At 51.1% G+C, this 26,240-nt stretch carries 23 protein-coding genes; 10 read left to right on the top strand and 13 right to left on the bottom strand.

The genetic code is table 11. From position 1 onward, the window contains the following. Positions 1-98 precede the first annotated feature (98 nt). Positions 99-680, top strand: coding sequence for a TetR/AcrR family transcriptional regulator (locus ACO0LC_RS17810; RefSeq protein WP_423005474.1), 582 nt, complete (start codon positions 99-101; stop codon positions 678-680). Positions 681-768: 88 nt separating this feature from the next. Here ACO0LC_RS17810 and ACO0LC_RS17815 read toward each other — a convergent pair whose 3' ends face one another. The 4 genes from ACO0LC_RS17815 to ACO0LC_RS17830 all read right to left on the bottom strand — a co-directional run bounded on the left by ACO0LC_RS17815 (position 769) and on the right by ACO0LC_RS17830 (position 5,073). Next, on the bottom strand, positions 769-2,583 hold the full coding sequence (locus ACO0LC_RS17815; RefSeq protein WP_423005476.1) for a family 2A encapsulin nanocompartment cargo protein cysteine desulfurase: 1,815 nt from the start codon (positions 2,581-2,583) through the stop codon (positions 769-771). Then, a complete protein-coding gene (locus tag ACO0LC_RS17820) occupies positions 2,558-3,499 on the bottom strand; it encodes a family 2A encapsulin nanocompartment shell protein (protein ID WP_423005478.1) in 942 nt (313 codons plus the stop codon). The genes ACO0LC_RS17815 and ACO0LC_RS17820 overlap by 26 nt, the downstream gene beginning before the upstream one ends. A 109-nt stretch (positions 3,500-3,608) precedes the next feature. After that, complete coding sequence (gene epsC, locus ACO0LC_RS17825; protein ID WP_423005480.1) at positions 3,609-4,565, bottom strand: serine O-acetyltransferase EpsC; 957 nt, start codon at positions 4,563-4,565, stop codon at positions 3,609-3,611. A gap of 31 nt (positions 4,566-4,596) precedes the next feature. Continuing rightward, complete coding sequence (locus ACO0LC_RS17830) at positions 4,597-5,073, bottom strand: rhodanese-like domain-containing protein (RefSeq protein ID WP_423005482.1); 477 nt, start codon at positions 5,071-5,073, stop codon at positions 4,597-4,599. A 246-nt stretch (positions 5,074-5,319) separates the two neighbouring features. Between ACO0LC_RS17830 and ACO0LC_RS17835 the strand changes: the two genes are divergently transcribed. From ACO0LC_RS17835 to ACO0LC_RS17845, 3 genes are all read left to right on the top strand, one after another. Then, positions 5,320-6,081 (top strand): PDC sensor domain-containing protein, encoded by a 762-nt coding sequence (locus tag ACO0LC_RS17835; protein WP_423005484.1) that lies wholly within the window; start codon positions 5,320-5,322, stop codon positions 6,079-6,081. Positions 6,082-6,114: 33 nt separating this feature from the next. Further along, positions 6,115-6,444: a hypothetical protein gene (locus ACO0LC_RS17840; protein ID WP_423005486.1), complete on the top strand. Its 330-nt coding sequence runs from the start codon at positions 6,115-6,117 to the stop codon at positions 6,442-6,444. 92 nt (positions 6,445-6,536) lie between these two features. Continuing rightward, complete coding sequence (locus ACO0LC_RS17845) at positions 6,537-7,643, top strand: ATP-binding protein (RefSeq protein WP_423005488.1); 1,107 nt, start codon at positions 6,537-6,539, stop codon at positions 7,641-7,643. A 248-nt stretch (positions 7,644-7,891) separates the two neighbouring features. Here ACO0LC_RS17845 and ACO0LC_RS17850 read toward each other — a convergent pair whose 3' ends face one another. The 3 genes from ACO0LC_RS17850 to ACO0LC_RS17860 form a co-directional block, all read right to left on the bottom strand. Beyond that, a complete protein-coding gene (locus ACO0LC_RS17850; RefSeq protein ID WP_423005490.1) occupies positions 7,892-9,163 on the bottom strand; it encodes an O-acetylhomoserine aminocarboxypropyltransferase/cysteine synthase family protein in 1,272 nt (423 codons plus the stop codon). A gap of 123 nt (positions 9,164-9,286) precedes the next feature. Then, positions 9,287-10,153 (bottom strand): polysaccharide deacetylase family protein, encoded by an 867-nt coding sequence (locus tag ACO0LC_RS17855; protein WP_423005492.1) that lies wholly within the window; start codon positions 10,151-10,153, stop codon positions 9,287-9,289. Between the two features lie 42 nt (positions 10,154-10,195). After that, positions 10,196-10,735, bottom strand: coding sequence for an ester cyclase (locus tag ACO0LC_RS17860; protein ID WP_423005494.1), 540 nt, complete (start codon positions 10,733-10,735; stop codon positions 10,196-10,198). 132 nt (positions 10,736-10,867) lie between these two features. On the opposite strand from ACO0LC_RS17860, the gene ACO0LC_RS17865 reads away from it, so the two are divergent. Continuing rightward, positions 10,868-11,779, top strand: a complete 912-nt coding sequence (locus ACO0LC_RS17865; RefSeq protein ID WP_423005496.1) for a LysR family transcriptional regulator — start codon at positions 10,868-10,870, stop codon at positions 11,777-11,779. Between the two features lie 36 nt (positions 11,780-11,815). On the opposite strand, the gene ACO0LC_RS17870 is transcribed toward ACO0LC_RS17865, so the two are convergent. From ACO0LC_RS17870 to ACO0LC_RS17880, 3 genes are all read right to left on the bottom strand, one after another. Further along, positions 11,816-14,770 (bottom strand): EAL domain-containing protein, encoded by a 2,955-nt coding sequence (locus ACO0LC_RS17870; RefSeq protein WP_423005498.1) that lies wholly within the window; start codon positions 14,768-14,770, stop codon positions 11,816-11,818. A 7-nt stretch (positions 14,771-14,777) separates the two neighbouring features. Then, on the bottom strand, positions 14,778-17,816 hold the full coding sequence (locus ACO0LC_RS17875; RefSeq protein WP_423005500.1) for a response regulator: 3,039 nt from the start codon (positions 17,814-17,816) through the stop codon (positions 14,778-14,780). Between the two features lie 168 nt (positions 17,817-17,984). Further along, entirely contained in the window at positions 17,985-18,914 is a 930-nt protein-coding gene (locus ACO0LC_RS17880) for a substrate-binding periplasmic protein (protein WP_423005502.1), read from the bottom strand. 253 nt (positions 18,915-19,167) lie between these two features. Between ACO0LC_RS17880 and ACO0LC_RS17885 the strand changes: the two genes are divergently transcribed. Continuing rightward, the gene (locus tag ACO0LC_RS17885; protein ID WP_423005504.1) at positions 19,168-19,893 is read left to right on the top strand and encodes a substrate-binding periplasmic protein; all 726 of its coding nucleotides are present in this window, start codon (positions 19,168-19,170) and stop codon (positions 19,891-19,893) included. 27 nt (positions 19,894-19,920) lie between these two features. Here ACO0LC_RS17885 and ACO0LC_RS17890 read toward each other — a convergent pair whose 3' ends face one another. Continuing rightward, positions 19,921-20,553, bottom strand: coding sequence for an ABC transporter ATP-binding protein (locus ACO0LC_RS17890; protein WP_423005506.1), 633 nt, complete (start codon positions 20,551-20,553; stop codon positions 19,921-19,923). Between the two features lie 239 nt (positions 20,554-20,792). On the opposite strand from ACO0LC_RS17890, the gene ACO0LC_RS17895 reads away from it, so the two are divergent. The 3 genes from ACO0LC_RS17895 to ACO0LC_RS17905 are packed head-to-tail and all read left to right on the top strand — an operon-like array spanning position 20,793 to position 23,522. Further along, complete coding sequence (locus ACO0LC_RS17895; RefSeq protein ID WP_423005508.1) at positions 20,793-21,653, top strand: NAD-dependent epimerase/dehydratase family protein; 861 nt, start codon at positions 20,793-20,795, stop codon at positions 21,651-21,653. Then, positions 21,650-22,432: a cephalosporin hydroxylase family protein gene (locus tag ACO0LC_RS17900; protein WP_423005510.1), complete on the top strand. Its 783-nt coding sequence runs from the start codon at positions 21,650-21,652 to the stop codon at positions 22,430-22,432. The genes ACO0LC_RS17895 and ACO0LC_RS17900 overlap by 4 nt, the downstream gene beginning before the upstream one ends. Before the next feature lie 10 nt (positions 22,433-22,442). Continuing rightward, the gene (locus ACO0LC_RS17905) at positions 22,443-23,522 is read left to right on the top strand and encodes a class I SAM-dependent methyltransferase (protein ID WP_423005512.1); all 1,080 of its coding nucleotides are present in this window, start codon (positions 22,443-22,445) and stop codon (positions 23,520-23,522) included. Positions 23,523-23,604: 82 nt separating this feature from the next. Here ACO0LC_RS17905 and ACO0LC_RS17910 read toward each other — a convergent pair whose 3' ends face one another. Beyond that, positions 23,605-24,243, bottom strand: a complete 639-nt coding sequence (locus ACO0LC_RS17910) for a TetR/AcrR family transcriptional regulator (RefSeq protein WP_423005514.1) — start codon at positions 24,241-24,243, stop codon at positions 23,605-23,607. Positions 24,244-24,337: 94 nt separating this feature from the next. Between ACO0LC_RS17910 and ACO0LC_RS17915 the strand changes: the two genes are divergently transcribed. Beyond that, positions 24,338-25,369 (top strand): MDR family NADP-dependent oxidoreductase, encoded by a 1,032-nt coding sequence (locus ACO0LC_RS17915; protein ID WP_423005516.1) that lies wholly within the window; start codon positions 24,338-24,340, stop codon positions 25,367-25,369. 85 nt (positions 25,370-25,454) lie between these two features. Here ACO0LC_RS17915 and ACO0LC_RS17920 read toward each other — a convergent pair whose 3' ends face one another. Then, the gene (locus tag ACO0LC_RS17920; protein WP_423005518.1) at positions 25,455-26,078 is read right to left on the bottom strand and encodes a hypothetical protein; all 624 of its coding nucleotides are present in this window, start codon (positions 26,076-26,078) and stop codon (positions 25,455-25,457) included. Between the last annotated feature and the right edge of the window lie 162 nt (positions 26,079-26,240).

The raw sequence follows: 26,240 nt of genomic DNA on the forward strand, positions 1-26,240 counted from the left end.
AGATGTTGATTATCATCTAAAATAGAGATTCATGTCAAACTTGGCCAAAACAGTCATAAAAAGAAAATCTTGGCCCCTAGATTTTTGAGGAAAAAATAATGAGAACTACCCGCGAACAAGCTGCGCAAACCCGCGAGCGCATCGTAGAAACCGCTGCCCGCCTGTATCGGGAACATGGCATCAATGGCATAGGCGTGGCCGACCTGATGAAAGAAGCCGGGCTCACGCATGGTGGTTTTTACAAGCACTTTGAATCCAAGGAAGCCCTGATAGCCGAAGCCTGCAATACCGCACTGGAAACCACTCGGACAGAACTGCTACGCAAGACAGAACTGGTCAGCAACGAGGAAGCCATCGCCAGCCTGGTGCATACCTATCTGAGCCTGGCGCACAGTGAACATCCAGGACATGGTTGTGCGATTGCGGCACTGGGGGCAGAAGCAGCACGCGGCGAGGCGGCGAGCAAAGAAGTGATGGCGCAAGGTGTAGATGAATTACTGATATTGATCACCAGACAGTTGCAACGATCCGGGGCAAAAGATGATGCCACTACCGCCCATGGCGTCTTGTCTTCATTGATAGGTGGATTACTGTTATCGCGCATGATGGATAGCCCGGCGAAATCCAGGGCGGCATTGCGTGACACTAGTGAGTTTATATTGAAAGCGGTACAGAAATAACAAAGAAATAAAAAAGCCTGCCCCTTCTTCAAGGGACAGGTGGTGCCTTAAAACGATTTACTTCATTTGCGAATTTTATTTACGAATTTCACTTACGATTATTCGCCAGCCTGCGTACCACAGCCAGCAAGCGATCTATCTCTTCACAAGTATTGTAGAAAGCAAACGAAGGCCGTACCGTTGCCTCCAGACCAAAGCGACGCAAGATGGGTTGGGCGCAATGATGGCCGGAACGTACTGCGATTCCCTCTTCATTGAGCGCCTTGCCTACTTCTGCCGTTTCATACCCTGCCAGCACAAAAGACGCGACACTGGCTTTTTGATGCGCGGTACCGACCAGGCGCACGCCAGGTATGCTTTTCAGACCATGCGTTGCATATTCCAGCAAGGCATGTTCATACAGGGCGATATTTTCCAGGCCTATGCGCTCGACATAATCAAGCGCGGCTCCCAAGCCGACGGCATCAGCGATATTGCCAGTGCCAGCTTCAAAGCGTGCCGGTGCTGGCTGATAACGGGTATGCTCGAAAGTCACATCTGCAATCATATTGCCACCGCCCTGCCAGGGTGGCAGTTGTTCCAGCAAGGCCTTCTTGCCATACACCACACCTATGCCAGTCGGGCCAAATATCTTGTGGCCAGAGAAGACATAAAAGTCGGCATCCAGCGCCTGCACATTCACGCGCAGATGGGACACGGCTTGCGCCCCGTCTATCAGCACGCGGGCACCAGCGGCATGGGCCAGGGCCGTGATCTCGTGCACAGGTGCGATAGTACCCAGGGCATTGGATACTTGGGTTACTGCCACCAGACGGGTCTTGCTGTTCAGGAGTTTGCGGTACTCATCAAGCAAGACCTGGCCACTGTCATCCACAGGAATGACGCGTATGACCGCGCCCTTCTCAGCCGCCAGTTGTTGCCAGGGTACGATATTGGCATGATGCTCCAGCTCAGAAACGATGATCTCATCACCCGCAGCTATGAACTTCTTGCCAAAGGTTTGCGCGATCAGATTGATACCTTCAGTCGCGCCACGTACAAAGATGATTTCCTGTTCAGTGGCAGCACCCAGAAACCTGGCTACCTTTTTGCGGGCAGACTCATAAGCATCGCTGGCACGTGCCGCCAGTTCATGCGCCGCTCTATGTATATTTGAGTTTTCATGCTCATAAAAATAACTGATACGATCTATCACCGACTTTGGCTTGTGCGTGGTGGCTGCATTATCAAACCACACCAGTTGCTTGCCATTGACACGCTCAGCCAGGATAGGGAAATCCCTGCGCACGGCATTGATGTCAAAGGGTGCCGCCAGTGATGGATTCGCTGCCCTTGGTGCCTGATCCCAGTAGTCTTGCTCGCCTTGCTGGAAATAATACGCGGGCTGTGTAGCACTGCCACCGGCTTGCTGTGCAGGTGCAGACGTGGCCGACGTAGCTGGATACAGCTCGCCCAGTATGCGTTGCAATTGCTCCTGTCCAGGCACATTGAAAGCACTCGCCCCAGCCTGCTTGCCTGTGCCCTGGGCAGCAAGATTGTCCAGATTATTGTCAGCAATTGGATAACCGTGCTCTTGCCCGACAAAATAATAGGGTGTGCTGGAACTGGCACCACCTGCTTGCGGGCGAGATGGCGCTATGCTGCTACCAGCATTTTGTGGCACGCCACTGGCAGAGACAAAAGGCTGGCTTTGTACCGAGCTGCTATCGTGCACAGGCGTATGCGCCGACGGTGGTGCTTCAGGCGTATTGCCCTTGCTAAAGCCCGGCAAGAATTGCGCCGCTGCTTGCGCCGCACCTGGCACCAGTGCAAAAAATTCTGCTGCCATCTGGTTCAGCACGGCTTCATCTGGCAAACCCGAATTCGCCGCGCCAGTATTATTTATAGGTGTCAGGATAGTCATGATATTTACCTATCTCTACGTCATCGAGAACAGCCACTGCATCATCTGTCAATACTGCCAACGAGCAGTACAGGGAGATGAGATAAGAGGCAATCGCATTGCGGTTGATGCCCATGAAGCGCACCGACAAACCAGGGCTTTGTTCGCCAGCCAGGCCAGGCTGGAACAAGCCAACCACACCCTGGCGTTTTTCACCAACACGCAACAGGATGATTTTTGTTTTTCCATCTTCGATAGGTAATTTGTCAGACGGCACCAGTGGCACGCCGCGCCAGGTCAGGAATTGCGAACCGAACAGGCTGACTGTCGGTGGTGGCACACCACGGCGCGTGCATTCACGGCCAAAAGCGGCAATCGCCAGCGGGTGAGCGAGGAAGAAGCCAGGCTCTTTCCAGACCTTGGTCAGCAAATCGTCAAGGTCATCCGGTGTAGGTGCACCGGTCAGGGTGGAGATGCGCTGATCGTCATGCACATTGGCCAGCAGACCATAGTCAGGATTATTGATGAGTTCGCTTTCCTGCCTTTCCTTGATGGTTTCTACGGTCAGACGCAATTGTTCCTTGATCTGATCATGCGGGCTGCTGTACAAATCAGAGATACGCGTATGTACGTCCAGCACGGTGGCGACCGCATTGAGGAAATACTCGCGTGGCTGTTCGTCATAATCAACAAAGGTTTGCGGCAATTCAGATTCATCACGCTGGGAGCAGGCTACCCGCACATCCTTGGGATTTTTTACCTTGTTGAGACGGTAGATACCTGCCTCTACCGGCAACCATTGCAACAGATGCACCAGCCAGCGTGGCGAGATGGTGGATAACTGTGGAACGGTCTTGGTCGCGTTTGCTAACTGCCTGGCGGCATTGTCGCTGAGGGCGAAATTACCCGCAGCTACTTCATTGCTTACATCTGTCATTACTCTACTCCATTAAAGTCAGTGTATCGAAAAAATAAACATGAACAGGCGTGCGGGGATAAGCAACCGTGTTATGTAGTTCACGGCTGTTTATCTGAAGCTCACTTATTCAAACCAAAGAAACGGGATTTTGCTGTTCGTGCCGCAAGCTGGCCTGACTGACATGGCTGCCTGCCGCCACATCGCTGGTCACCCAGACATTGCCACCGACAATGGCACCGCGGCCTATGGTGACGCGACCCAGTACCGTAGCACCGGCATAAATCACCACATCATCTTCAACGATGGGGTGACGCGGTAAACCTTTTTGCAACTTGCCATCATCATCGCTGGGGAAGCGTTTTGCCCCCAGCGTAACGGCCTGGTAAATACGCACACGCTGGCCTATGACGGCAGTTTCACCTATCACCACACCGGTGCCATGATCGATGAAAAAGCCCGCACCTATGCTGGCACCAGGGTGGATATCTATACCGGTCTGGCCATGGGCAATCTCGGCTACGATGCGCGCCAGCAGTGGCACGCCTAGCTGGTACAGTTGATGGGCAATACGGTGATGTATCATCGCCAGTATGCCGGGGTAGCACAGCAAGACTTCATCTACCGTGCGCGCTGCAGGGTCACCCTGATAGGCTGAGATGACATCACTGTCCAGCAATGAGCGTATGCCGGGCAGGGCGCGGGAAAATTCACGCACTATCGTCAGGGCACGGTCATCGATATGCAGGCCTTCTTCTTCGTGATAGCGTGAGGCATAGCTAAGTTCCAGCCTGACCTGGCTCAACAAAGAATGCAGGACAGTATCAAGGGTATGGCCTACATAAAAATCTTCACTCTCTTGCCGCAATTCAGGCGGCCCCAGGCGCATGGGGAAGAGTGCGCCACGCAGGTCATTGAGGATTTTTGCCAATGCATCGCGCGATGGCAATTCCCGTCCGCCAGGTTCTGCTGATCTTTGCTGGCGACGCCGCCAGGCATGGCGCACTACTGCCAGTTCGCTGACAACCTGCTCTATGCCGAATAGCGAGGCGCGTATCTCTTTAGTCTGTTGCAATGCTTGTCCCATGATGCTCTGCCTTTTCAACGCTTCAATTACTTCAATCTTGTACCCAGGGCAGCTTGTGGAAACGCCAGCCGCCGCTATGCCCACGTTGCTGCGATTCATCCAAGTCACCTTCAAAACCCTGTTCTATATTGAAGACATTTGGCAAACCAGCCTGGCTGGCGGCTTCGGCTGCCAGTGCAGAACGCTTGCCGCTGCGACACAGCAGCAAGACCACGGCCTGCTTGTCCTTGAGTTTGCCTTCCAGCTCTTTGACAAAGCGGGGGTTGCGCGTCAGGGCAGTGCCTGTCGCCCAGGGCACATGCACGCTGTCTGGCAGATGGCCAACGAATTTGCGCTCTTCATTACTACGTACATCAACAATCACCGCCAGGCCTTGCTGCAGCAATTCCCAGGCGTCCGTCGGGGAAACGCTGCCAGCAAATGGCAAACCAGCGTCTTTGGCGCGCTGGCGAGCAGCAGTCAATATCAGTGGTTCAGTGTGGTTCTCGATAAGTGGGGAAGCTGTCATACACGTTCTCTGTATTGATGTTTTTCGTCACAGAGATTGAATGTACAGAAATTACCTAAGGCAGAAAACGAATAAAAATGAAGTTAATTATCCAGATTTCAAATATGCTGTGATTGTCGCCACAATGCAAAACTTGTTGCAGTGCGCAAAACACCGTATTGCAGCCTGTTAGGCGTATTATTATGACAAAGTCACGACCAGCTTAAGACATGCAAGTTTAAAGAACTCCACCACTTTATCGCTACCATGGCTAACGTTAAATCTACTTCGTATCCCAGGCTCGCGACCCTGCTCACCCTGGGGGTCAGTGCAGTAGTTCTATGTACAGTTCTGTCGGCCCTGTTACTGGTTGATCATTTCGCCAAAAATTATGCGCAAAAAGAAGCGGGGCAAAGGCAGCAGCAAGTGGCATGGCAAATGCGTGATGCACTCGACCAGGTCATGCAAAAATCGGTCAGCGATGTACAACTGCTGTCACAACTCGATGAAGTCAGGGATGGCAAAGACCCGGCCGATGTGCGCCGCATCCTTGATCACCTGCAGCACAATTTCTCAGACTATGCCTGGATAGGCCTGGCTGCCCCCGATGGCAAGGTACTGGCATCCACCAAGGACATGCTGGAAGGGCAGGACGTCAGCCAGCGTACCTGGTTCATCAACGGCAAGAAATCCTTGTATGCAGGGGACTATCACCCAGCCTTGCTATTGCAAAAGCTGCCGCCGTATAGCATAGACCCCTGGCGCTTTGTGGATGTATCGATTCCTGTCTATAGTTCGGACGACAGCCTGCGTGGTGTACTGGGTGTGCACCTGAGCTGGAACTGGACACACAATCTGGTGCAAAACATACTGGCACCGGCCGACAAGCAATATGCAGCAGAAGTCCTGGTGGCGCGTGAAGATGGCACGGTCTTGCTGGGGCCACTGAAAATGGAAGAAACAAAAATAACGGCCAGCAGCCTTCAACTTTCTCGAAACGGCAAGAGTGGTGTCACCGAAGAGCTATGAGATGATGGGCAGAAATACCTGACTGCTTATACCATGACAGGTCAGGCACGAAATTATCCTTCCTTGCAATGGAGCATACTGGTACGCCAGCCCAAGGATGTTGCCATGGCAGCCCTGCACAATCTGCAGCGTGAAATCATGATATCCGGCGGTACTGGGATTGGTATTGCCCTACTGGCATCGCTGCTGGCGCGCCGCCTGTCTTCTTCATTGATCAAGCTGAGTTCTTTCATGGAGCAGCGTACGCAAACCCGTGATGCCAACACGGCAAAACCCGTCTTCCCTGTCGTCGAGGGCTTCCATGAAGCTCACCTGTTATCCACTACGATAGCCGGGATACTGAAAAAGAAGAGCAATACCTGACAAAAATCGAGCGCAGCAATCAGGATCTGGAAGCAACGGTCATTGAGCGTACGCGTGAAATTGAGTTAAAAGCCAGCCAGCTGGAAAATGCCTTGCAAGAACAACGTAGTGTGCAAAGCCGTTTGCAGGCGATAGCCGATAATCTTCCCTGCATTATCGCTTTCATGGACAGGCAGGAGCGTTACCTGTTCGTGAATGCTTTCGTAACGACAGAATTCGGCGTCAAACCCCATCACCTGCTGGGCAGGACCATGCGCGAAGTCGTTGGTGATGATTTCTGCAAAGCCCATGCTCCGCATGTACAGGCTGTGCTGGCGGGTGAAAGGGTCAGTTTTGAAGGCGAAGGCAATCTCAACAAACGCGACTACTATTATCAGTCTGTGTATGTGCCTGCCTACAATGATGCAGGTGAAGTCGATGGCTTCTACGCCATGAGTTTTGATATTGCTGACCGCAAGCGTGTAGAAATGATGATGAATGAATTTGTTTCCATGGTCAGCCATGAATTGCGTACGCCATTAACGTCAATCAACGGGGCCCTGCGCCTGGTCGCCGCAGGCGTGGCGGGTCAGGTTCCTGATAAGGCACAGGAATTAATTACCGTCGCCATGCGCAATGGGGACCGCTTGCTACACCTCATCAACGACATACTCGATCTGGGAAAAATCGCATCAGGAAAAATGGAATTCAATTTCCAGATCAGCCCTATCGGCCCCTTGATGCAGGATGCCATCAATACCAACAAGGCCTATGCAGATCAATATGGCGTCACCATGATTTGCCAGGAAAAGTATGCGGATTTGCCCGTAAATGTAGACCGCCAGCGGCTTGCCCAGGTGCTCGCCAACTTGTTATCAAATGCCATCAAGTTTTCGTACAAGGGAGGGGAAGTCGAAGTCACGGTGGAATTGAACCTGGAAAAACAAAGACTGAAAGTCATCGTCACCGACCATGGTTGTGGCATACCACCTAATTTCCATAGCAAGATTTTCCAGAAATTCAGCCAGGTTGATGGTTCCAACACCCGCAAAAAAGGCGGCACCGGCTTGGGCTTGAATATCTGCAAAACCATCATGGAAAAAATGGATGGCAGTATAGGCTTCACCTCAACGCTTGATGTAGGCAGCCAGTTCTTTTTTGAATTGCCGCTGGCAGTAGCCAATACCTTGTATCCTGCCAGCCTGATTGAAGCCAGCTGAGGCAAACTTAGAGGCTATCGTGAAAGTCAGTATGCAGGGTGCGCCGCGCGCATCGCTTTTTTCAAAAATCTCAAGAAAGTTAAGGCCTCACTCAGAGATACATACATCAAGAAACGGAGCGCATGGCGCACCCTGCCAGACACAAACCACGTCTGATTTTTCTATCGTTTTAGCGGGTCATGCTGTTGCAAAATTAAGGCGTCTGGCATGTACAACACCGTCGACCGAATTGGCAACAGCTTGTAAGCCTAAGCGGCTGCCAGTGCCTGCTCCAGATCAGCAATCAAGTCATCGACATGTTCTATACCTATCGACAAACGCACAGTGTCTTCAGTGACGCCAGCTTTCGCCAGTTCATCAGGATTCAATTGCCTGTGCGTGGTGCTGGCTGGATGGCAAGCCAGGGACTTGGCATCACCTATATTCACCAAACGGGTGAATAACTGCAAGGCATCCTGGAAGCGGCCGCCAGCTTCACGCCCGCCTTCGAGGCCAAAGGTCAGGATACCAGAAGGCTTGCCGCCCAGGTATTTCTGCGCCAGTGCATGGTCTTTGTGTTCAGGTAAGCCAGCGTAATTTACCCATTTCACTTTAGTGTGCTTATCCAGGTAATGGGCAATCTTGATGGTGTTGTCAGTGATCCTGTCCAGACGCAAAGCCAGGGTTTCTATGCCCTGTAGTATCAGGAAGGCGTTGAAGGGCGACAAGGCAGCACCCGTATTACGTAATGGCACGACGCGGGCGCGGCCTATGTAGGCTGCAGCACCCAATGCTTCTGTATACATTACGCCGTGATAAGAGACATCAGGCTCATTGAGTCGCTTGAATCTTTCTTTATGTTCCGCCCAGGGGAATTTACCAGAATCGACAATGATGCCACCTATGGAATTACCATGCCCACCCAGGTATTTAGTCAATGAATGCACCACGATATCGGCACCAAATTCTATGGGGCGCAAGAGATAAGGCGAAGGCACGGTGTTATCGACGATCAACGGCACACCATGTCTATGGGCCACCTTGGCAATCGCTTCGATATCGGTGATATTGCCTAGCGGGTTACCGATAGATTCAACAAACACCGCCTTGGTTTTGCCATCAATCAGTGCGGCAAAGGATTCAGGATCACGATAATCGGCGAAGCGGGTTTCTATGCCGAACTGCGGCAAAGTATGGGCGAACAGATTATAGGTGCCGCCATACAGGGTAGAGGCAGAGACGATATTGTCACCGGCCTCGGCTATCGTCTGTATTGCATAGGTGATCGCAGCCTGGCCAGAAGCCAGGGCCAGACCGGCAATGCCACCTTCCAGCTCGGCCACGCGTTTTTCCAGCACATCATTGGTGGGATTCATGATGCGTGAATAGATATTGCCCTGCACTTTCAAATCAAACAGGTCTGCTCCATGCTGGGTATTATCAAAGGCATAGGCAACGGTCTGGTAGATAGGCACGGCCACTGCGCGCGTGGTCGGGTCGGGTGTATAGCCACCATGTACGGCAATAGTTTCCAGCTTCATTCCAGACATCCTTTTATGTGATTTGAGCTACTCAGATCATACAAATGACTTACAAAAATCACAAGGATGGATTTGGAATTTGCTTATCCAGAAAACGCAGATAAACTCAGTTCTACCCTGCCTTCATTTCTGCGGTACATCTGGCAGGCTCAGTGCCAGTGCAGCAATCTGGTCCTTGCGCATGAAAACGACACCGGGATGCTGCAAGGCATATTGCAGGAATTCACCCATGATCCTGGCACGTGCAGGTGTACCACCTATGCGGTCATGCAGCGACACTGACATCATGCGCCGCTTGTAGCCAGCTTCCATATACAGCTGATCAAACTCATCGCGCAACTCTTGCCCAAAAGCCTGTGCCGTCAGTGGCCCTTCTGCGCCAAAGCGGGCGATGTCATTATTGCGCAAGGTATAGGGCACGATGGCAAAAGGTTGTTGATTGACGGTAGTAAGCATGGGTTCATCGGCACTGAGGTCATCGATATGATAGCTAAAACCCAGTGACTGCAAGATGCTCAGGGTATGCACCGTGCCACGCAGCCAGAAAGCATTGAAACCGGTAGGACGCGTGCCTGTGGCTGCAAATATCGCTTCACTGTTGGCAAGGTAAGAGGCGCGCTCTTCTGCCTCTGTCATGCTCCAGTGTGGTGTCCAGCTATGACCATGGGCAGCAGCTTCATGACCACGCTCGACAATCTCACGCGCCAGCGCTGGCCTGTGCAATACCGCCTGGCCTACCATATGCGAGGTGACCGGCACTTTGAACTTGTCCCACAAATCCAGCATACGGGGTATACCTTCCCTTGCTCCATATTCAAACCAGGTGCGCGCTGGCAAATCTGGCAGGCTCTGGTCTGCCATGGCCGGGAAAGGAGAGCCATTCTGATGCTCAGCTTGCGCTCCGGCTTCGAACTGCATGGAAATGGACACCACCATGCGTATACCATCTGGCCAATACTGGCCTGCTGGCAGGATGATTTTTTCTGACATTTTCTTGCTCCCGTTCTACTCTGCGCTATTCAGTTTTTGATTTCAGTTTTTTATTACGCCCATTTGCTGCAACAGCGTCAGGTTATCTTCCAGATGCCAGTTTTCAGCGATGCGGCCATCGGCAATGCGATAAATATCGGTCGCTATAAAATCCACCTTGCGGCCATCCCCCTGTTGCCCATGAAAGCTGCCGCTATAGTGACCAGTGAAATGCAAACGACCTATGACGCGGTCACCGACCAGCAACATCTCGTCGACTTGCAGTTTCAAATCAGGCACAGCCGTGCGAAAGTTTTTTGAGGCAAACAAAGCGCCATCTGGTCCTTGTGGGCGGCCTGCGGGCAAATTCCTGTCGATAAAGTTAGCAGCAAGCGCAGTTTGCGCGTATTGCGCCTCGCCGCTATTCCAGAAAGCATAGTAGCGACGTGCAGCCAGAGCCATGCTTTGCTGCTGTGCCGCCGGGATGGATTTATCGACTATGGTGTTCAGTGGCTGCGGCAAGCCATCCTCCGCTTGGGCAGTTTGTGCAACGAAACCAGTGAGCAAGATGAAGCCGAGGCTGGATAAGAATTTGGTATGCATGGTATTTCCTTTAATAAACGAGTGGTTTTGAGTTGATCAGCGAATTTGTCCTGAACGCTACTGTGCTACCATTCCAAATTCTTGAAAATAGACTTATTTATCAAAGCATCTATTCCATTATTGAAAAGATGCATGGATTTGCAGATGATAGAACTGGCCGATATGAAGTTGTTTGTGCAGGCGGTGCTCAGTGGCAGCCTGTCTGCAGCAGGGCGGGAACTGGGCTTTTCCCCTGCCGTAGGGAGCAAGCGCATGAGCCGTCTGGAAGCCGCCCTGGGTGTGCGCCTGTTGCAACGCAGTTCACGCAGCCTGAGTCTTACAGAAGAAGGCGCCCTGTATTTTGAACGCTGTCAGGCCATCTTGCTGGATGTCACCAATGCCGAGGCGGAACTGGGGTTGGGCCAGGCAGAGGCACGCGGTCTGCTGCGAGTCTCGTCCCCGGTGGCCCTGGGCCGGCATTACATAGGCCCGGCACTGGCGAAATTCGCCCGCCAGCATCCAGCCTTGCAGGTACAGCTCTCGCTCAATGATGATGTAGTGGATGTCATAGAATCTGGTTTCGATTGCGTGGTGCGCATAGGGTCGAATGGTGATTCACGCCTGGTGGCGCGCAAACTGGCCGACAATCGTCGCGTCATTTGTGCAGCGCCTGGGTATTTCGCCCGACGAGATCCGCCGCGCATACCAGCCGATTTAAGCCAGCATAGTTGCATACTCATGCAGCCATCCAGTGCCATGCATGCAGACTGGCAATTGCATTCAACTCAAACCGGCGAAAGCCAGACTGTAAGAGTGCAAGGCAACTGGCTGACCAATAATGGTGAACAGGCTCATGACTGGGCCTGCGCTGGCCTGGGCCTGGTCAGGCGTTCTATCTGGGATGTGGCACCGGCACTGGCCGATGGCAGCCTGGTGGAAGTGCTGGCCGACTGGAGTGGTGACAGCGCGCCCATAAGAGTCATGTATGCTTCACGCCGTTATTTGCCTTTGCGCACCCGCTTGTTCATCGATATGCTGGTAGAAGTGTTCGACAGTCCATCTTAATACCATGCCAGAAAATACCTGCTTGCGCTTACAAACTCAGCTTTGTGTATCATTGCCATTCAATTCTGCATAGCGCCGGAAACCCTCGCGTACTGCATCCAATAAATCCTGGTCTTCCCAGGGCTTGGTCAGGAATTTATAAATTTCCCCGCGATTGATAGCATCAGTCAGACTATCCAGACCGGTGTAGCCAGACAAGACCATGCGTATGGTCTTGGGGTGCAGCTTGCGCGCACGGGCCAATAATTCTGTCCCTGTCATGCCCGGCATTCTCTGGTCAGTCAAGATCACGCCCACGGGGTGCAAAGCCAGTAATGCCAATGCTTCTTCGGCGCTGCTGGCCACCAGGATATGATAATTTTCACGACGGAATAAACGCGACAACGACGACAAAATACTCGCTTCGTCATCCACCAGCAAAAGCGCCAGGCGTCCTTCTTCTTCCTGGATTTCTTGTGCAATATAGCTGGTCAGAAAATTCGTCATGGCTTCAGCAGAGAGCGGCTTGCTGATCAGGTAACCCTGCATGACATCGCATTGCAGCGCCCGCAGATAACGTGCCTGGCCTATGGTTTCCACCCCTTCGGCAATTACCTCCAGCCCCAGGCTATGGCCCATGGCGATGATAGCCTTGACGATGGATGCATTGCCGCTATTGCTCGTCATGTCACGCACAAACGCCATGTCAACCTTGAGTTTATGTACTTCCAGTTGTTGCAGATAGGCGAGCGAAGAATAACCCGTGCCAAAATCATCAATCGACAAACGTACTCCCAGCGCTTTTAAATCTGCCAGAGATTTGAAAGCCCGCTCCTGGTCCAGCATGATGCTGCTCTCAGTGATTTCCAGTTCCAGTTGATCTGCTGCGATCCCCGTTTCTTGCAGGGATGTTTGCACGGTTTCCAGCAAATTGCCGCGACTTAACTGCAGTGCAGAGACATTCACAGCAACCTGACGCAAACTAAACCCCAGATCTGACCATTGCCTGATTTGCTGGCAGGCCTTGCGCAATACCCAGGCCCCCAATTGCACGATAAAACCACTCTCTTCAGCCAGTGAAATAAAATTATTCGGTGGTATCAGGCCCCGTACAGGATGCTGCCAGCGCACCAGTGCTTCCAGGCCCACAATCTGACCACTGATCAAATCCACCTGGGGTTGATAATGCAGGCGCAACTCGTCGCGTTCTATACTGCGGCGCAAGTCTGCCTCCAGCGTCAGGCGTTCTTTGGCGCGACGGCTCATATCGGAAGAGAAAAAGCGCAAGATGCCACGCCCCTGCATCTTGGCCTGATGCAGAGCAGCATCGGCATTGCTTTGCAGGGACTCGGTATCATTGCCATCATTGGGATATAAGGCAATACCTATGCTGGCACCAACATATACGCTATGGCCGCCGAGTTCGAAAGGCCTGGCCATTTCCTCTATCACGCGCTGCGCCAGCAGATCCACCCAGGGCATGCCATCGTTGGGATGGAGGATGATATTGAATTCATCGCCGCTGATGCGGGCAATAGCATCTATATCAGGAAGCAGTATCTTCAAGCGCCTGGCTGCTTCTATCAATAATTGGTCCCCCAGGCTATGGCCCAGGCTTTCATTGATGGTTTTAAAATTATCGAGGTCTATGTAGAGCAAGGCAAACTGTGCTTGCTCACGTTCAGCAGATTGCAAGGCATGATGCAATAATTCATGGAACAGGGCCCGGTTGGGCAAGCCTGTGAGCGGATCACGATTGATGAAGAAATCCAGTTTTTCCTCGGCATAGTGACGCTGGGAGATATCGCGGTGTGAGCCGCGCAAACCCAGGTATTTACCGCTGGCATCGTACACTGTCTTGCATACATGCTCTATCCAGCGCTCTGTTCCATCCTTGGCTTTTATGCGAAAAATAAGGGCAGCACCATGCACATCGCCTGAGTGTGGCCCATGCAATTTCCATGCATCCAGATCATCAGGATGTATGATTTTTTCTATCAGGCCGGCGTCTGCAAAAAATTCTTCCGGTGTATAACCAGAGTCTTCCAGACAAGCCGGGGATACATACAGATAGCTGCCATCGGGTGCCATCCAGTATTCCCAGTTGGGCGAATAATCAGCCAGGATACGGTATTTTTCTTCACTCTTGATCAGCAAGGCCGTGCGTTGCGCCACCAGTTGCTCGAGAAAATGCCTGAGCCTGGCCAGCTCCAGATGGATGCGCACGCGCGCATGTACCTCATCTATGTCAAAGGGCTTGGTGATATAGTCAGCACCACCAACCTCAAAACCTTTCAGTTTTTGCTGGGTGGTATCGAAGATGGTGACGAAGATGACAGGAATGCGATTACCGGCAGGTGTGGCCTTGATGCGCCGGCAAACTTCATACCCATCCATGCCAGGCATCATGATATCGAGCAAAACCAGATCTGGCGGCGTTGCACCAGCCACCATTTCAATTGCCTTGGCACCTGAATTAGCCACCATGATGCGGTAGCTGGCTTTCAGTGCCTCCAGCAATTCATGAATATTTTCAGGCACATCATCGACTACCAGCAATGTAGGCGGGTGTGCAGGATCAGCGTGGCGTGCAATATCAAAATTGATGGGATAGCGGCGATAGCGCTGCAATTCCAGTTGTATGCGTACACGCAATAACAAGAGATCTGGATTGACAGGCTTGGTAATGTAATCTGCCACTCCCAGTGTCAGGCCACGTGCCTCGTCACCGGCATCAGAAATGGCCGTCACAAAAATCACCGGGATGTCTGCCGTGACTGGATTGGCTTTCAAATGCACCAGAACAGAATAACCATCCATCCCCGGCATTTTTATATCCAGCAAGATCAAATCAGGATGAGGAAAACGCTGTGCCAGTTCCAGGGCTTTTTCACCCGTGCTGGCGGCGATGATGGCATATTCATCACGCAGCATGCTCATCAAGCCATGCAGATTTTCTATCACATCATCGACGATGAGTATGCGCTGGCGGCTATTGGCAATGTCGGTCATGATACTGTCACTCACTTGGTGGACTGAGGCGTTTTTTCAGATCAGTGAGCAAAGAAAGCGCAACGTCAATATCAAACACATCAGCGCTGGCCGCTATGGCAGCCAGGTCCGCTTGCAGATGTGTGCCACTGACTCCGGCCTGTAACTCACTCAGTATAGACTCAACACTACCCAGATCATACTCCAATGCCTCGCCTAGTTGTTGCAATAACAAATGGACATGTGCGCCATCCAGCAGTCCTGGAGTCGGGGCGACGGCAACATCCGCATCGCTATCCAGTCTGTCAATCTCAGCAAACAAGTCTTGCGCCAAAAGCTGCAACTCATCCAGTTCAGCCTGAGCGGGCACTTCCCCCAGTTTTAGCACGCCATCAATATCGGCTATTTTTTTGTGCAATGCCACGGCAGCAACATTGCCTGTCACCCCTTTCAGCATATGACAATACTCCCCCGCCTGCTGCACATTTTGTTGTTCCAGCAAATTTTTCAAATGACTGGCCATGTCGGCATAATTCACCCTGAAGCGGCGCAACTGCTTGAGATAGGCGGAAGTTTTCCCACCTATGCGACGCACGCCTTCACGCGCATCCAGACTGCGCATGGCCAGCAATTCTGCCGGGATTTCAAGTGCTGGCCGCAGAGCAACTTGCATACCTACCCTGCGGCCTGGAATATGTATCCACTTGGCTAATACTGCCATCAGCTTGTCTGGCATGATAGGCTTGGTGACATGATCATTCATACCTGCAGCCAGCGTCCTTTCTGCATCTTGTGCCATTGCCAGGGCGGTCGTCGCAATAATAGGCATTTGCGCAAAGCGTGCGCTGCCATCGGCATGGGTCAGTGCACGGATACGCTGCGCAGCTTCCAGGCCATCCATGACAGGCATCTGTATATCAATCAGCACAGCGTCGTAGTCGCGTTTTTGCACTTGCTCAATGGCATCGAGGCCATTGACTGCCTGATCCACATCCATCCCTTCACTGCGTAGTAGTTCGGTGACAAATTCGCGGTTGATGTCATTGTCTTCCACCAGCAAAATGCTGGCACCTGCCAGTTGACCGCTGACAGCCAGGTCGGGCGTTGTCATACGCAAGTTATCGCCAGGCCTCAGGATGCGAGCCCGGCCAAGCACCGTCAATATGGCATCCAGGAGCGTGGAAGGTGATACCGGTTTGATGAGAAAGCCATCCACGCCAGCCAGTTCGGCAAGATGTATGACATCCTCGCGGCCATAGGCAGTCACCATGACGATCTTGGGTGGTGATTTGATGGCAGTATCGAGATGTATACGCTTGGTCACCTCATCACCATTCATGCCCGGCATGCGCCAGTCTATCAAGGCCAGGTCGTAGGCTTTATCGCCAGCATTTCTGAGCATGTCGAGCGCACTGCCACCATCTTCTGCGGTACTGACATCGACATGAAAATAACTCAGCATCTCTGTCAGGATTTCACGCGATACCTGGTTGTCATCGACGACCAGGATGCGCACATCATCCAGCAGCCGGCCAGTTTGCTCTATCAGACTATTGGCAGCGGGTTGCGCCGTGGCAGCTATTTTCAATTGCACGGTAAAGCAAACAGTAGTGCCCTTGCCTGGCTGGGTATCTTCTATCCAGATCTGTCCACCCATCAATTCAACCAGGTTTTTGCAGATTGCCAGACCCAGCCCGGTCCCTCCAAAACGGCGCGTGGTCGACTGATCGGCCTGGGTGAATTTGGTAAACAAACCGTCCCTGATATCTTCAGCGATACCTATGCCGGAATCACGCACATGCACGCGCAGCTTGACATCCGCATCTGTCAATGAAAGACACTGAAAACCCAGCTCGACCTCGCCATGTTCCGTGAATTTGACAGCATTGCCGCACAGATTCAGCAAGACTTGCCCCAGCCGCAAAGGATCACCTATCAGCACAGGGGGAATGGCAACATCATAACGAATCAGAAATTCCAAACCTTTATGCTCAGTCTGATAGCTGATCGCATCACTAAGCTGCTCCAGTACCGCCTCCAGCGCGAACTCAATTTGCTCCATCTCCAGCTTGCCGGCGGCTATCTTTGAAAAATCAAGTATGTCATTGATGATGCCCAGTAGTGAGCGCGCTGCCCCTTGCGCCTTGCTCAAATAATTGCGCTGTACCGGACTCAGATCGCCTTTAAGTGCAAGATAAAGCATGCCCAGCACTGCATTCATGGGGGTGCGGATTTCATGACTCATATTTGCCAGAAACTGACCTTTGGCCAGATTGGCAGACTCAGCCTGTTCCTTGGCCGTTTGCAATTCCTGGGTACGCTCAGTCACAATTTTTTCCAGATTACGATTGAGTTTATCGAGTTCCTGCAAGGATAAAAATAATTGCTGGCGGCCATCATTGAAAGCCTTGACCAACTCACCCAGTTCATCACGGTATGGATAACTAATGTCTTCGATGGGCATATCGCTGGAACGAAAACGCCAGTTCGCTACTGCCGTAGCGACCGTGGTCACGGAATTGGATAAGCGATAGCGTATGGTCCATAAAAAAATCAACCACAAGGCGCTGGTGACAATAATGGAGTTCAACAGTACGATCAGGAAACCGTACTTGACACGATCCCAGATGACGTCGTGACCAGAATACATCTTCAATTGACCAAGCAGACGACTGTCACCACGCGGAGTATGATAAAAAAGCGGAATGACGGTACGCTTGATCTGTCTTGAAAAAAGTCCAGTTGACTGTTGCGTTGCAGGTGGAACACTGCCCATTTCCAGCAGCATTTCGCCGGTGGCATTTTCTACCTGCACACCGGTAACGATGGCATTTTGGCGGGCACTTTGTACTATGCTATCGAGTTGCGGATGATCCAGTTCCCATACGGCATTACTCACGTGCGGCGCTATCGTTCGTCCCAGGGAAGCCAGATCACTATCTATATCACGACTGACGCTGACATACTGGATCAGCAATTGTGCCACAGTCATACTGATGGCAATCAAGAGATACCATGGCAACATCGTGTACAACAAGCGTCGGGAAAGTGTCTGCGCCAGGAACATCAGTTTTCCTTCAAGAGTTTGCACTACACATGGTTAACTGTAACTTTGAACAGAGTCCCGTCCGCTTACGCGATGACCATGGCTGCGTTGCAAATACTCGCGATAACCCCAGCCTTGCCTTGATCGCCATGCATGCGTCTTTCACTTATATTTCAAAGTTACACTCCACTAATGCCACCACCAACGGGTGTCCGGTTCTACCGTTCCGGCTGGCAAAACTGGATTACCAAGCCTGATTAACTGGCGTTTCTCGCTTGCCAACTGCTTTATTTCTTTTGCATGATACGTCTCGAATAACTGGCGAAATGAGCCATCTGCCAAAGCCAGCTTCAGTCCTTGTTCTATTCTTGATGCAAGTAGCTGATTGTCTTTGCGCACCCAGAAATAAACTGGATAGGGAAAATACAGGGCCTTGCTTTTTTCGACTATCAACTGTGGAAATTGTTTTTTGTGCTTTTCTATCTCCAGAGCAGCTTCATTCAAGCCACGCGTAAATGCATCAAAGCGTCCCGCTGCCAACATGCCAAACAGGTTTTCATAGTTGGTCGAGGTCACCACTGCAAATCCATTGGCACGTAAAATTGGCAAATCAGCCCATTGGCTATTCAGCCCAAAAGTCAGTTGCTGACGTAGTGCCTGCTCAGTCATCAGAGCAATGCTGGCCTGGTCAGTTTTACGAATCACGAGTAAACGATAACCGATAATGCCATGCAGGATGTCGATTTTGATGGGCAGCATCTGCGCCTCGCGCTCGCCATTGGTACCCAGGGCGATGACATCAATCGCCCCTGACTGCAATAGAGAGATACCGCGATTCTGGGTTACTTCTTCAGCAAAGGGCTCCAGCCTGATATTCCCTGTCCCAGACTGGGTATGTGCGAGTGCCAGTTCAAGCAGCTTCCAGCGATATTCATAGATAGGACCAACCGGGAAATATTTCAGACTAGTCTGACCTGCCCGTGCATCAGGGCAAAGCGGCAAACAAATACAGCTTGCCAATATGATCTGTAAGGATACAAAGACGATTTTGTTCAGATACGTGTGCCATATGCGCATACGTTCAAGGTGATCCGGGGAATTGTGTACAACAGCGAACATGGGCTTCCCACTTTCATACTGTTACTATCCTGGCTTGCCGATACTGCATTTCCGGCGTCTAAGCGCAGTATTCCCCAATTGCGCCAATATCACAAGAGCAACTTTCATTTTCTACCGGTTTCATTAAAGATAAGTCGGCAAGTTCGTTTTGCAAATGAATAATGTTACTTTTGTTAAAACATGGATGCTCTTTCCGCAAACACAGTCTATGCTTGAGATGTTGAACTCTCATCACTGGATGAAAGACCCTATCATGCAAAGACGCACGCTATTGAAACTTGCCAGCTTGCCTGGCCTGGTTTGCTTACCCGCATTGGCACAGCAAAACAAGATTTTGCAAATTTCTACCCTGATAGAAAAAGATCCTGCTACCAGCATAGCCGAAAAAGTCATGGAGACGGCATATCGCAAACTGGGTATGAATTTCACCATTCATTACTTGCCTGGTGAACGCTCCCTGCGCAGTTCCAATAATGGTGAAATGGATGCAGAGCTGTATAGAAAACTGGGCATGGAAAGAGATTATCCCAATCTCCTCATCGTACCAGTACCCTTGCTGACTTATGAAATTGTTATTTTCACCTATGGTACAAATTTCGTCGTCACTGGCTGGGAGAGTTTGCGTCCTTATACGATAGGCTTTGTGAAAGGCATCAAGATTATTGAGCAAAATACCATAGGCATGAAACTGGAAGCCGCACCTACGATGCGCCAGGCTTTTCAAAAAATGCTACTGGGACGTTCAGATATCGTCGTGGGAAATCGTATCTCAGGTCTGGCTACCTTGAATGAATTAAAGCAAAGCGATATCACGGTACTCATGCCGCCATTGGCGACCTTTCCTGTCTTTCACTATCTCAATAAAAAACACGAAGCCATGGTCCCGGCACTGACGGCAGTTTTACAAAAAATGCAAAAGGACAAAACCATAGAAAATATACAAAACACTGTCATGGCTGAGTGGCAGCGCAGCGAGTAAACCCCATTGCCCATGCCTTGATTGCCTTCAGTCACCCAGATCAATCAAGCCCGAGAAGGGCAGGCCTGGTGGTGTGGCATACATGGCAAGCACCCAGGCCTGGCCTGGATTTTGCGCCAGTTGTAGCAGTGTTTTATGAATAAATTCTATCGATGCCTTGTCCAGTGCGGCAAACGGGTCGTCCAATAAATTGATCGTCGCACCAGCGGCAAAAGCCGCTGCCAGCCAGACTTTGCGCTTGCTACCGGTAGACAGCATATACAAATGCTTGTGTATATGGCTAGTCAGGGCCAGGCCCTCAATCACATTTTCCAACAACTTCTCGTCAAATTGAGGATAGCGATTGCGCACGCTGGAAAAATATTCCTGCACGCTGATCTGGTCAAAGGCATCTGTGCGTGGCTCCAGCCAGAATACACGGCTGCGATATTGTTCCGCTTGCTCATGCAGGGTAATCCCCTGTATCTGTAACTGCCCGCTTTGAGCCTGCAAATCACCTGCCAGCATTTGCAGCAAACTGGTTTTGCCACGGCCATCACCACCAAGCACCAGGTTGATGCCAGCGCTGATATCGCCAGACCATTCGCTGAACAAAGTTTTACCAGGATAGGAAAAACTGAGATTGCGAGCTTGCAGTAGTACGCTGTTTTGGTTTTCCATCAACATATTCCAATAAATTTCCATGATATTACAAAACTATCACCCAGCCACCAATCAGCTGGCCTGGAAAAGCAGGATACAAAATTCTTTGCCAGCATTGCAAGACCGGGCTATCAATATGCTTGCAATTAAAATTAGTCATATTAAACACAAAAACCTGCTTGTGATTTCTCATACATATACAGCGCAGCTACGACAAAGTAAAATACCTTTCATATTTAAACATACAGAAGCACAACATGACACTCAACGAAGGGCGCAGCAACAATACTGGCCGCCGCCAACTCATCGTGAGTGGTGCGACCGGGTTTATAGGGCAGCATTTAATCCCCTTGCTACTCGATGACTATGAAGTGGTGGCAATAGCCAGGGACGAACAAAAAGCCCGCAGCTTTGCCTGGTATGACAAAGTCAGATTCATCAGCCTGGATTTTCACCAGGGCCATCTAACATTTCAGCCAGAAGCGGGTGCCAGCCTCATCCATCTGGCCTGGCAAGGCTTGCCTAACTATAAGTCACTGTTCCATCTGGAAGAAAATCTTCCCCGCAATTATGACTTTATTAAACACCTGGTCAAAGCTGGTGTCAGCAATGTGCTGGTGACCGGCACTTGCTTTGAATATGGCTTTCAATATGGCCCCATAGATGCAAAGGCCAGGCCCATGCCTGCCAACCCCTATGCGCTGGCTAAAGATAACTTGCGTCAATATCTGGGACATTTGCAGGCAGAATCCAGCTTTAAGCTGCAATGGGCGCGATTATTCTATATGTATGGCCAAGGACAAAACCCCAAGTCCATACTGGCCCAGCTTGATACCGCCATAGCCAACGGCGACACTGTCTTCAATATGAGCGGTGGCGAGCAGTTGCGCGACTATCTGCCAGTGGAGGCAGTCGCACAGCAACTACTGGACATATTTAAATCAAATAAAGCTGGTGTGTTTAATGTATGCAGTGGTGAAGCTATTTCCATCAGGAGACTGGTCGAAGAAAGAATCAAAGAACGAGGTGCTAACATTCATCTCAACCTGGGCCACTACCCCTACCCTGACTATGAGCCTATGGCATTCTGGGGTATCAATAATAAGGAAATAAAATGACCGAACATGAAAATTTCAAAGCTGAATGCCAAACTGAAATCGCCCAGCAAGGTGCCAGCCCTGAATTGCAAAAGCTGACGAATGAGTGGATAACCGTAGCTGCGGACCATAAGTATTCTTATCATTTTGAATGGCTGGGTCGCCCCATCATCCAGCATCCGCAAGACATGATAGGCCTGCAGCAATTACTATGGAATGTGCAACCTGACCTGGTTATAGAAACCGGTATCGCCCGCGGTGGCTCACTGATTTTCAGTGCCAGCATACTGGAATTGATCGCTTTATGCGGCGGCAACCCTGATGCCAAAGTTCTTGGCATAGACATCGATATACGCGAGCACAATCGCCAGGCCATCCTGGAACATCCTATGTCCAAAAGGATAGAGATGATACAAGGCTCCAGCATTGCTGCCGACATTGTTGAATCCGTGCACAAATTTGCGGCTGGCTACAAAAAAATCCTGGTCTGCCTGGATAGCAATCATACCCACGATCACGTGCTGGAAGAGCTCAAGCTGTATGCAACACTGGTCAGCAAAGGCAGTTATTGCGTAGTGTTTGATACCATCATTGAAGACTTCCCGGCAGGACATGGCCCAGTCAGGCCCTGGGGCAAATCCAATAACCCTAAAACTGCTGTCTGGGAATACATGAAGCAGTTGCAGGCTAACCCCGTGCAAGCCAGGGATGATGGTCAATTGAACTTCGTCATTGATAAAGAAATTGAAAACCAGCTCTTGATTACCGTTGCACCAGATGGATTTTTGAAACGCGTTTAAGTTTACTTGCATGAACAAATTACTCCTGCCGACAGTCCCAAACCAGCTCTTGTCTTCGGTTGAAGACGAAGACAGGTTTGGTGAAATGCGCTTGCGTGAAAATGTAGCGCTGGGCTTTGTCGAAAATGCCGCGTTTGATTCCAGTCTTGCCACCTACGACGAAAATTATCAAACCAGTCAGGTACATTCAAAACTCTTTCAAGCACATATGAAAGATGTACTTGCTATCCTGAAGGCTGAATTTCCTCGGCGCAGTGTGCTGGTTGAAGTTGGTTGCGGCAAAGGAGATTTTGTTGAGTTAGTCCAGGCGGATGCTTATTTCTCGGCATCCGGCTATGACTTCAGTTATGAAGGTAATAATCCCTTCATACAAAAGAGATTCCTGACACCTGAGGATAGAATACCTGCCGACGTCGTCGTGTTACGCCATGTCCTTGAGCATATCAAAGCACCACATGATTTTTTGACGATGCTCAGGGATATATTCGGTAAAGCGGCCATTTACATAGAAGTTCCCAGCTACGACTGGATGCTTGATAACCAGGCATTCTTCGATGTCACCTATGAACACGTCAATTATTTTTCAGAAAAATCCTTGCTGGCTTTGTTTGATCGCCATGTCCTGAAGTCGGGACGATGTTTCAATGGCCAATATCAGTATGCCATAGCCGACCTGGCAAGCCTGTCAGGGCAATTCGCCAGTTTGTATGAAAACAGTGCGTGGAAAGACCTGGATTTCGAACAACTATTCCCCTCGCATGCGGAAAAAATAGCATCCATAGAAGCCAGACTGGCACCAACAAGCGAGCTGTATATCTGGGGGGCAGCAACCAAGGGTTGCATGTTCCTGGTGCATTGCATGAACCAGGGTAAGCTCATACCGCAAGTCGGCTTTGCCATCGACGTCAATCCCCTGAAATGCGGTAAATTTTTACCCGGCTCACATGTACAGATTCAAAGCAAGGAAGCTTTTTTTGCAGCCGCAAAACCAGGCGATCTGCTGCTGATAGCCAATCCCAACTACCAGGCTGAAATTGTTGAGGAAATACATGTCAGGGACATAGTGGGCGTGGATGTGATGTGCCTGTGATGGCATCTTGCATCACCTCAGCATGCGCTGATAATTCGATCAACTCCGCTATTCCTGCAGGCAAAAGGCGACATGCTTTTGCTTATGCGGCCCTCCCTCCGGCTCGTACCCGCAAATAAGCAATGACCAGGTGAGCAAGTTCCCGTTTCAGCAAAGCTGATTTCAACTCTCCATTTCTGGCTGCAGCATGCACCACTCCCTCAACTGCAGCAGCCAGCACCCTTGCGGCAACTTCATCACTGGCATTTGTGCTGGCACCGGCACTCGCCGCAACCAATTCCCGGTAACGGCCCTGATATTCACGTTCAAATTCTTCCCCATTGGCTACAGTGGCGAAAGGCACCTCTTCGAGCAAGACACGGTGCAGGGCCTGGTCAACAGCATGCACGGCAATGACGCCATCGATCAGGCGCGTCACTCTTAGCTCCAGCGTCGCAGCTGCCTCGCCATGAGCAGAGTTGGACAGTGCTGCCAGCACGGCACTGAGGTGCCGTTTGCGTATTTCCTCGGCTAGCCCCAGCTTGTCAGGGAAATACTGGTACAGCGATCCTATGCTGATGCCAGCCACCTCGGCAACCTCATTGGTTTTGAAATTCGCCCAGCCACGCTGCGCCAATACGCGAGTCGCGGCTTCTAATATCGTGTTCACCATGATCTGTGAACGCTGTTGGCTTGGTGCTTTACGCATGGTCTTGGGTGCTCCCGGAATGCGAGTAGGCAAGTTATTGCCTAAAAGATAAAATGCGATTATATGCTCGCATTCAAAAAACATGAAGAGCATCGTGCACTTTTTTAACCCTGACCAGGAGCCAGACATGACAGTACTGCCCACCACATCCCGTGAAGTCAAGTTGTTGCGACGCCCCGGTGAAACGCCTACTCCCAGCGATTTCGAAGTGCTTCACTGTCCCATGCCGCAGGCATCTGCACAAGAAGTACTGGTGCGTAACCGCTGGTTCCGTGTCTCGATTTCTGCACGTCTCATGATGAGTGCCGGTGCAGAGGATATCAAGGGCATACCCTTTCCGCCTATCCAGCCCGGCGATACGCTGGCTGACGGGGCGATAGGGGAAGTGATCTCTGCCCCACCCGGCAGTGGTTTGCGTCCTGGGGATATGGTGGCGCACCATTATGGCTGGCGCGAGTATGCTGCTGTCCCGCTGGAGCTGTGCGTGCCCCTCGCCCCTGGGCCTGTTCATCCCGTGGCTTATCTGGGGCATGGCTGGACAGCATACGCAGCGCTGACACGGGCAGTCGAGGTGCGCCAGGGTGATACGGTGTTCATTTCCAGCGGAGCTGGCGCTATCGGTTCCATGGCAGGACAAATTGCCCGCAAGCTGGGTGCTGCGCATGTCATAGGCAGCACCACATCCCCGGGCAAGGCTGCATGGATGAAAGCCGAGCTGGGTTACGACACCGTGATCGTGACCGGTAGCAAACCCTGCGTAGAATTATTGGCTGAGGCAGCACCTCAAGGCATCGATGTGTATGTCGATATTGTCGGTGGCGAACAATTGCAAGCTGCGGTGGAAGTCGCCAGGGATGGGGCACGCTTTGTCTTGCTCGGCGCCCTGTCAGCAGAGCTGGCAACCAAGGGAGCAACAAAACTTGCGCCGGTAGAACTGGATAGCTTTCAACTCATACTCAAGGGTATCAGCATGCGCGGCTATAGTGCAGATAACGATGCCGATGCCTTCCATGAATGGCTACAACAACTGAATGCCTGGCAAGAATGTGGGGGCATGCATCTGGTGTCTTCAAAATTCTCGGGTATAGACAGGGCACCACAGGCTTTACATGAAGCTTGCCTGGGTAGGCTTAAAGGTCTGGTATATGTGGAATTGTAGATAAACCCCTAGAGGCTGGACCTGATGTCAAGCAAGGTCCAGCCCATAGGTGGATGATTTGTCGACAGCGAAATGGCAAACGCCATTATTTAAAAGGCTCACAGCTATCCCCTGCCAGCAGCATTTGCGACACCTGGGTAAAAGCAGTAAACACGCCCGTACCGCTTGGCCTGTCCAGCACAAAGACCATGTCGTAACGCGAACCTGGCCAGGGCTCAGTAGGCAGGTTGGACAAGGAGGTTGTATTTGTCTTCTTCAATAATTCATTGACGATGGAATCCTGACCCGGCCCCTGCCATATGTCTTCATGCTGCCATGAGATGAGCACAGTACCAGACTGCGCAAGCACATCAGCCACCATGCCATCGCTGTGTTTATACTGACTTTTATCGAATGATGTATTCGGTGTCAGATTTAACTTGGCCGCCAGCGCCGAGATAGTCTGATAAGGTCTCTGACTGGGTTCCTTGTGATTGACAGTCGCCGGATTTGCGGCATAGATGACATCTGGCATGGCCAATTCGGCGCTTTGGAGCTGTCCATTGCTGGGACAAAACAAATTGCCTATCCCGCCTGCCCTTTCCCAACCCAGGGTAACCAATGACTCGTTATCGCTAGCTCCCTGCAAATTCACGCCACTCAAGGTATTGCTGCCATAAGTGCCAGGTTTTTCTGCATGGCGGATGATCATGATTTTGGTGGGTCCCATGTTCTTTTCCTTTTCTTTAATGAATATGAAGAGTGTTTGCCAGCAGGTTTTTAGCAGATGTTAAAAAGACTATATATGCACTAAGCAATCTTGACCAGTGCAAAAGCCGCTTGCCTCATCACATGCGATGAATATACAATTCATATACGTTTCATATATAGA

Origin of the sequence: Undibacterium sp. JH2W, from assembly GCF_049340425.1 — a bacterium.
In the GTDB taxonomy this organism is placed as follows: Bacteria; Pseudomonadota; Gammaproteobacteria; order Burkholderiales; family Burkholderiaceae_D; genus Undibacterium.

Coding starts and splice junctions, on each gene's coding strand:
- ACO0LC_RS17850 (WP_423005490.1), bottom strand. CDS start 9,163: ATGAAGCTGGAAACTATTGCCGTACATGGTGGCTATACACCCGACCCG.
- ACO0LC_RS17820 (WP_423005478.1), bottom strand. CDS start 3,499: ATGACAGATGTAAGCAATGAAGTAGCTGCGGGTAATTTCGCCCTCAGC.
- ACO0LC_RS17890 (WP_423005506.1), bottom strand. CDS start 20,553: ATGGAAAACCAAAACAGCGTACTACTGCAAGCTCGCAATCTCAGTTTT.
- ACO0LC_RS17920 (WP_423005518.1), bottom strand. CDS start 26,078: ATGGGACCCACCAAAATCATGATCATCCGCCATGCAGAAAAACCTGGC.
- ACO0LC_RS17870 (WP_423005498.1), bottom strand. CDS start 14,770: ATGACCGACATTGCCAATAGCCGCCAGCGCATACTCATCGTCGATGAT.
- ACO0LC_RS17815 (WP_423005476.1), bottom strand. CDS start 2,583: ATGACTATCCTGACACCTATAAATAATACTGGCGCGGCGAATTCGGGT.
- ACO0LC_RS17840 (WP_423005486.1), top strand. CDS start 6,115: ATGACAGGTCAGGCACGAAATTATCCTTCCTTGCAATGGAGCATACTG.
- ACO0LC_RS17855 (WP_423005492.1), bottom strand. CDS start 10,153: ATGTCAGAAAAAATCATCCTGCCAGCAGGCCAGTATTGGCCAGATGGT.
- ACO0LC_RS17895 (WP_423005508.1), top strand. CDS start 20,793: ATGACACTCAACGAAGGGCGCAGCAACAATACTGGCCGCCGCCAACTC.
- ACO0LC_RS17835 (WP_423005484.1), top strand. CDS start 5,320: ATGGCTAACGTTAAATCTACTTCGTATCCCAGGCTCGCGACCCTGCTC.
- ACO0LC_RS17880 (WP_423005502.1), bottom strand. CDS start 18,914: ATGTTCGCTGTTGTACACAATTCCCCGGATCACCTTGAACGTATGCGC.
- ACO0LC_RS17865 (WP_423005496.1), top strand. CDS start 10,868: ATGGATTTGCAGATGATAGAACTGGCCGATATGAAGTTGTTTGTGCAG.
- ACO0LC_RS17905 (WP_423005512.1), top strand. CDS start 22,443: ATGAACAAATTACTCCTGCCGACAGTCCCAAACCAGCTCTTGTCTTCG.
- ACO0LC_RS17885 (WP_423005504.1), top strand. CDS start 19,168: ATGCAAAGACGCACGCTATTGAAACTTGCCAGCTTGCCTGGCCTGGTT.
- epsC (WP_423005480.1), bottom strand. CDS start 4,565: ATGGGACAAGCATTGCAACAGACTAAAGAGATACGCGCCTCGCTATTC.
- ACO0LC_RS17875 (WP_423005500.1), bottom strand. CDS start 17,816: ATGTTCCTGGCGCAGACACTTTCCCGACGCTTGTTGTACACGATGTTG.
- ACO0LC_RS17810 (WP_423005474.1), top strand. CDS start 99: ATGAGAACTACCCGCGAACAAGCTGCGCAAACCCGCGAGCGCATCGTA.
- ACO0LC_RS17915 (WP_423005516.1), top strand. CDS start 24,338: ATGACAGTACTGCCCACCACATCCCGTGAAGTCAAGTTGTTGCGACGC.
- ACO0LC_RS17900 (WP_423005510.1), top strand. CDS start 21,650: ATGACCGAACATGAAAATTTCAAAGCTGAATGCCAAACTGAAATCGCC.
- ACO0LC_RS17860 (WP_423005494.1), bottom strand. CDS start 10,735: ATGCATACCAAATTCTTATCCAGCCTCGGCTTCATCTTGCTCACTGGT.
- ACO0LC_RS17830 (WP_423005482.1), bottom strand. CDS start 5,073: ATGACAGCTTCCCCACTTATCGAGAACCACACTGAACCACTGATATTG.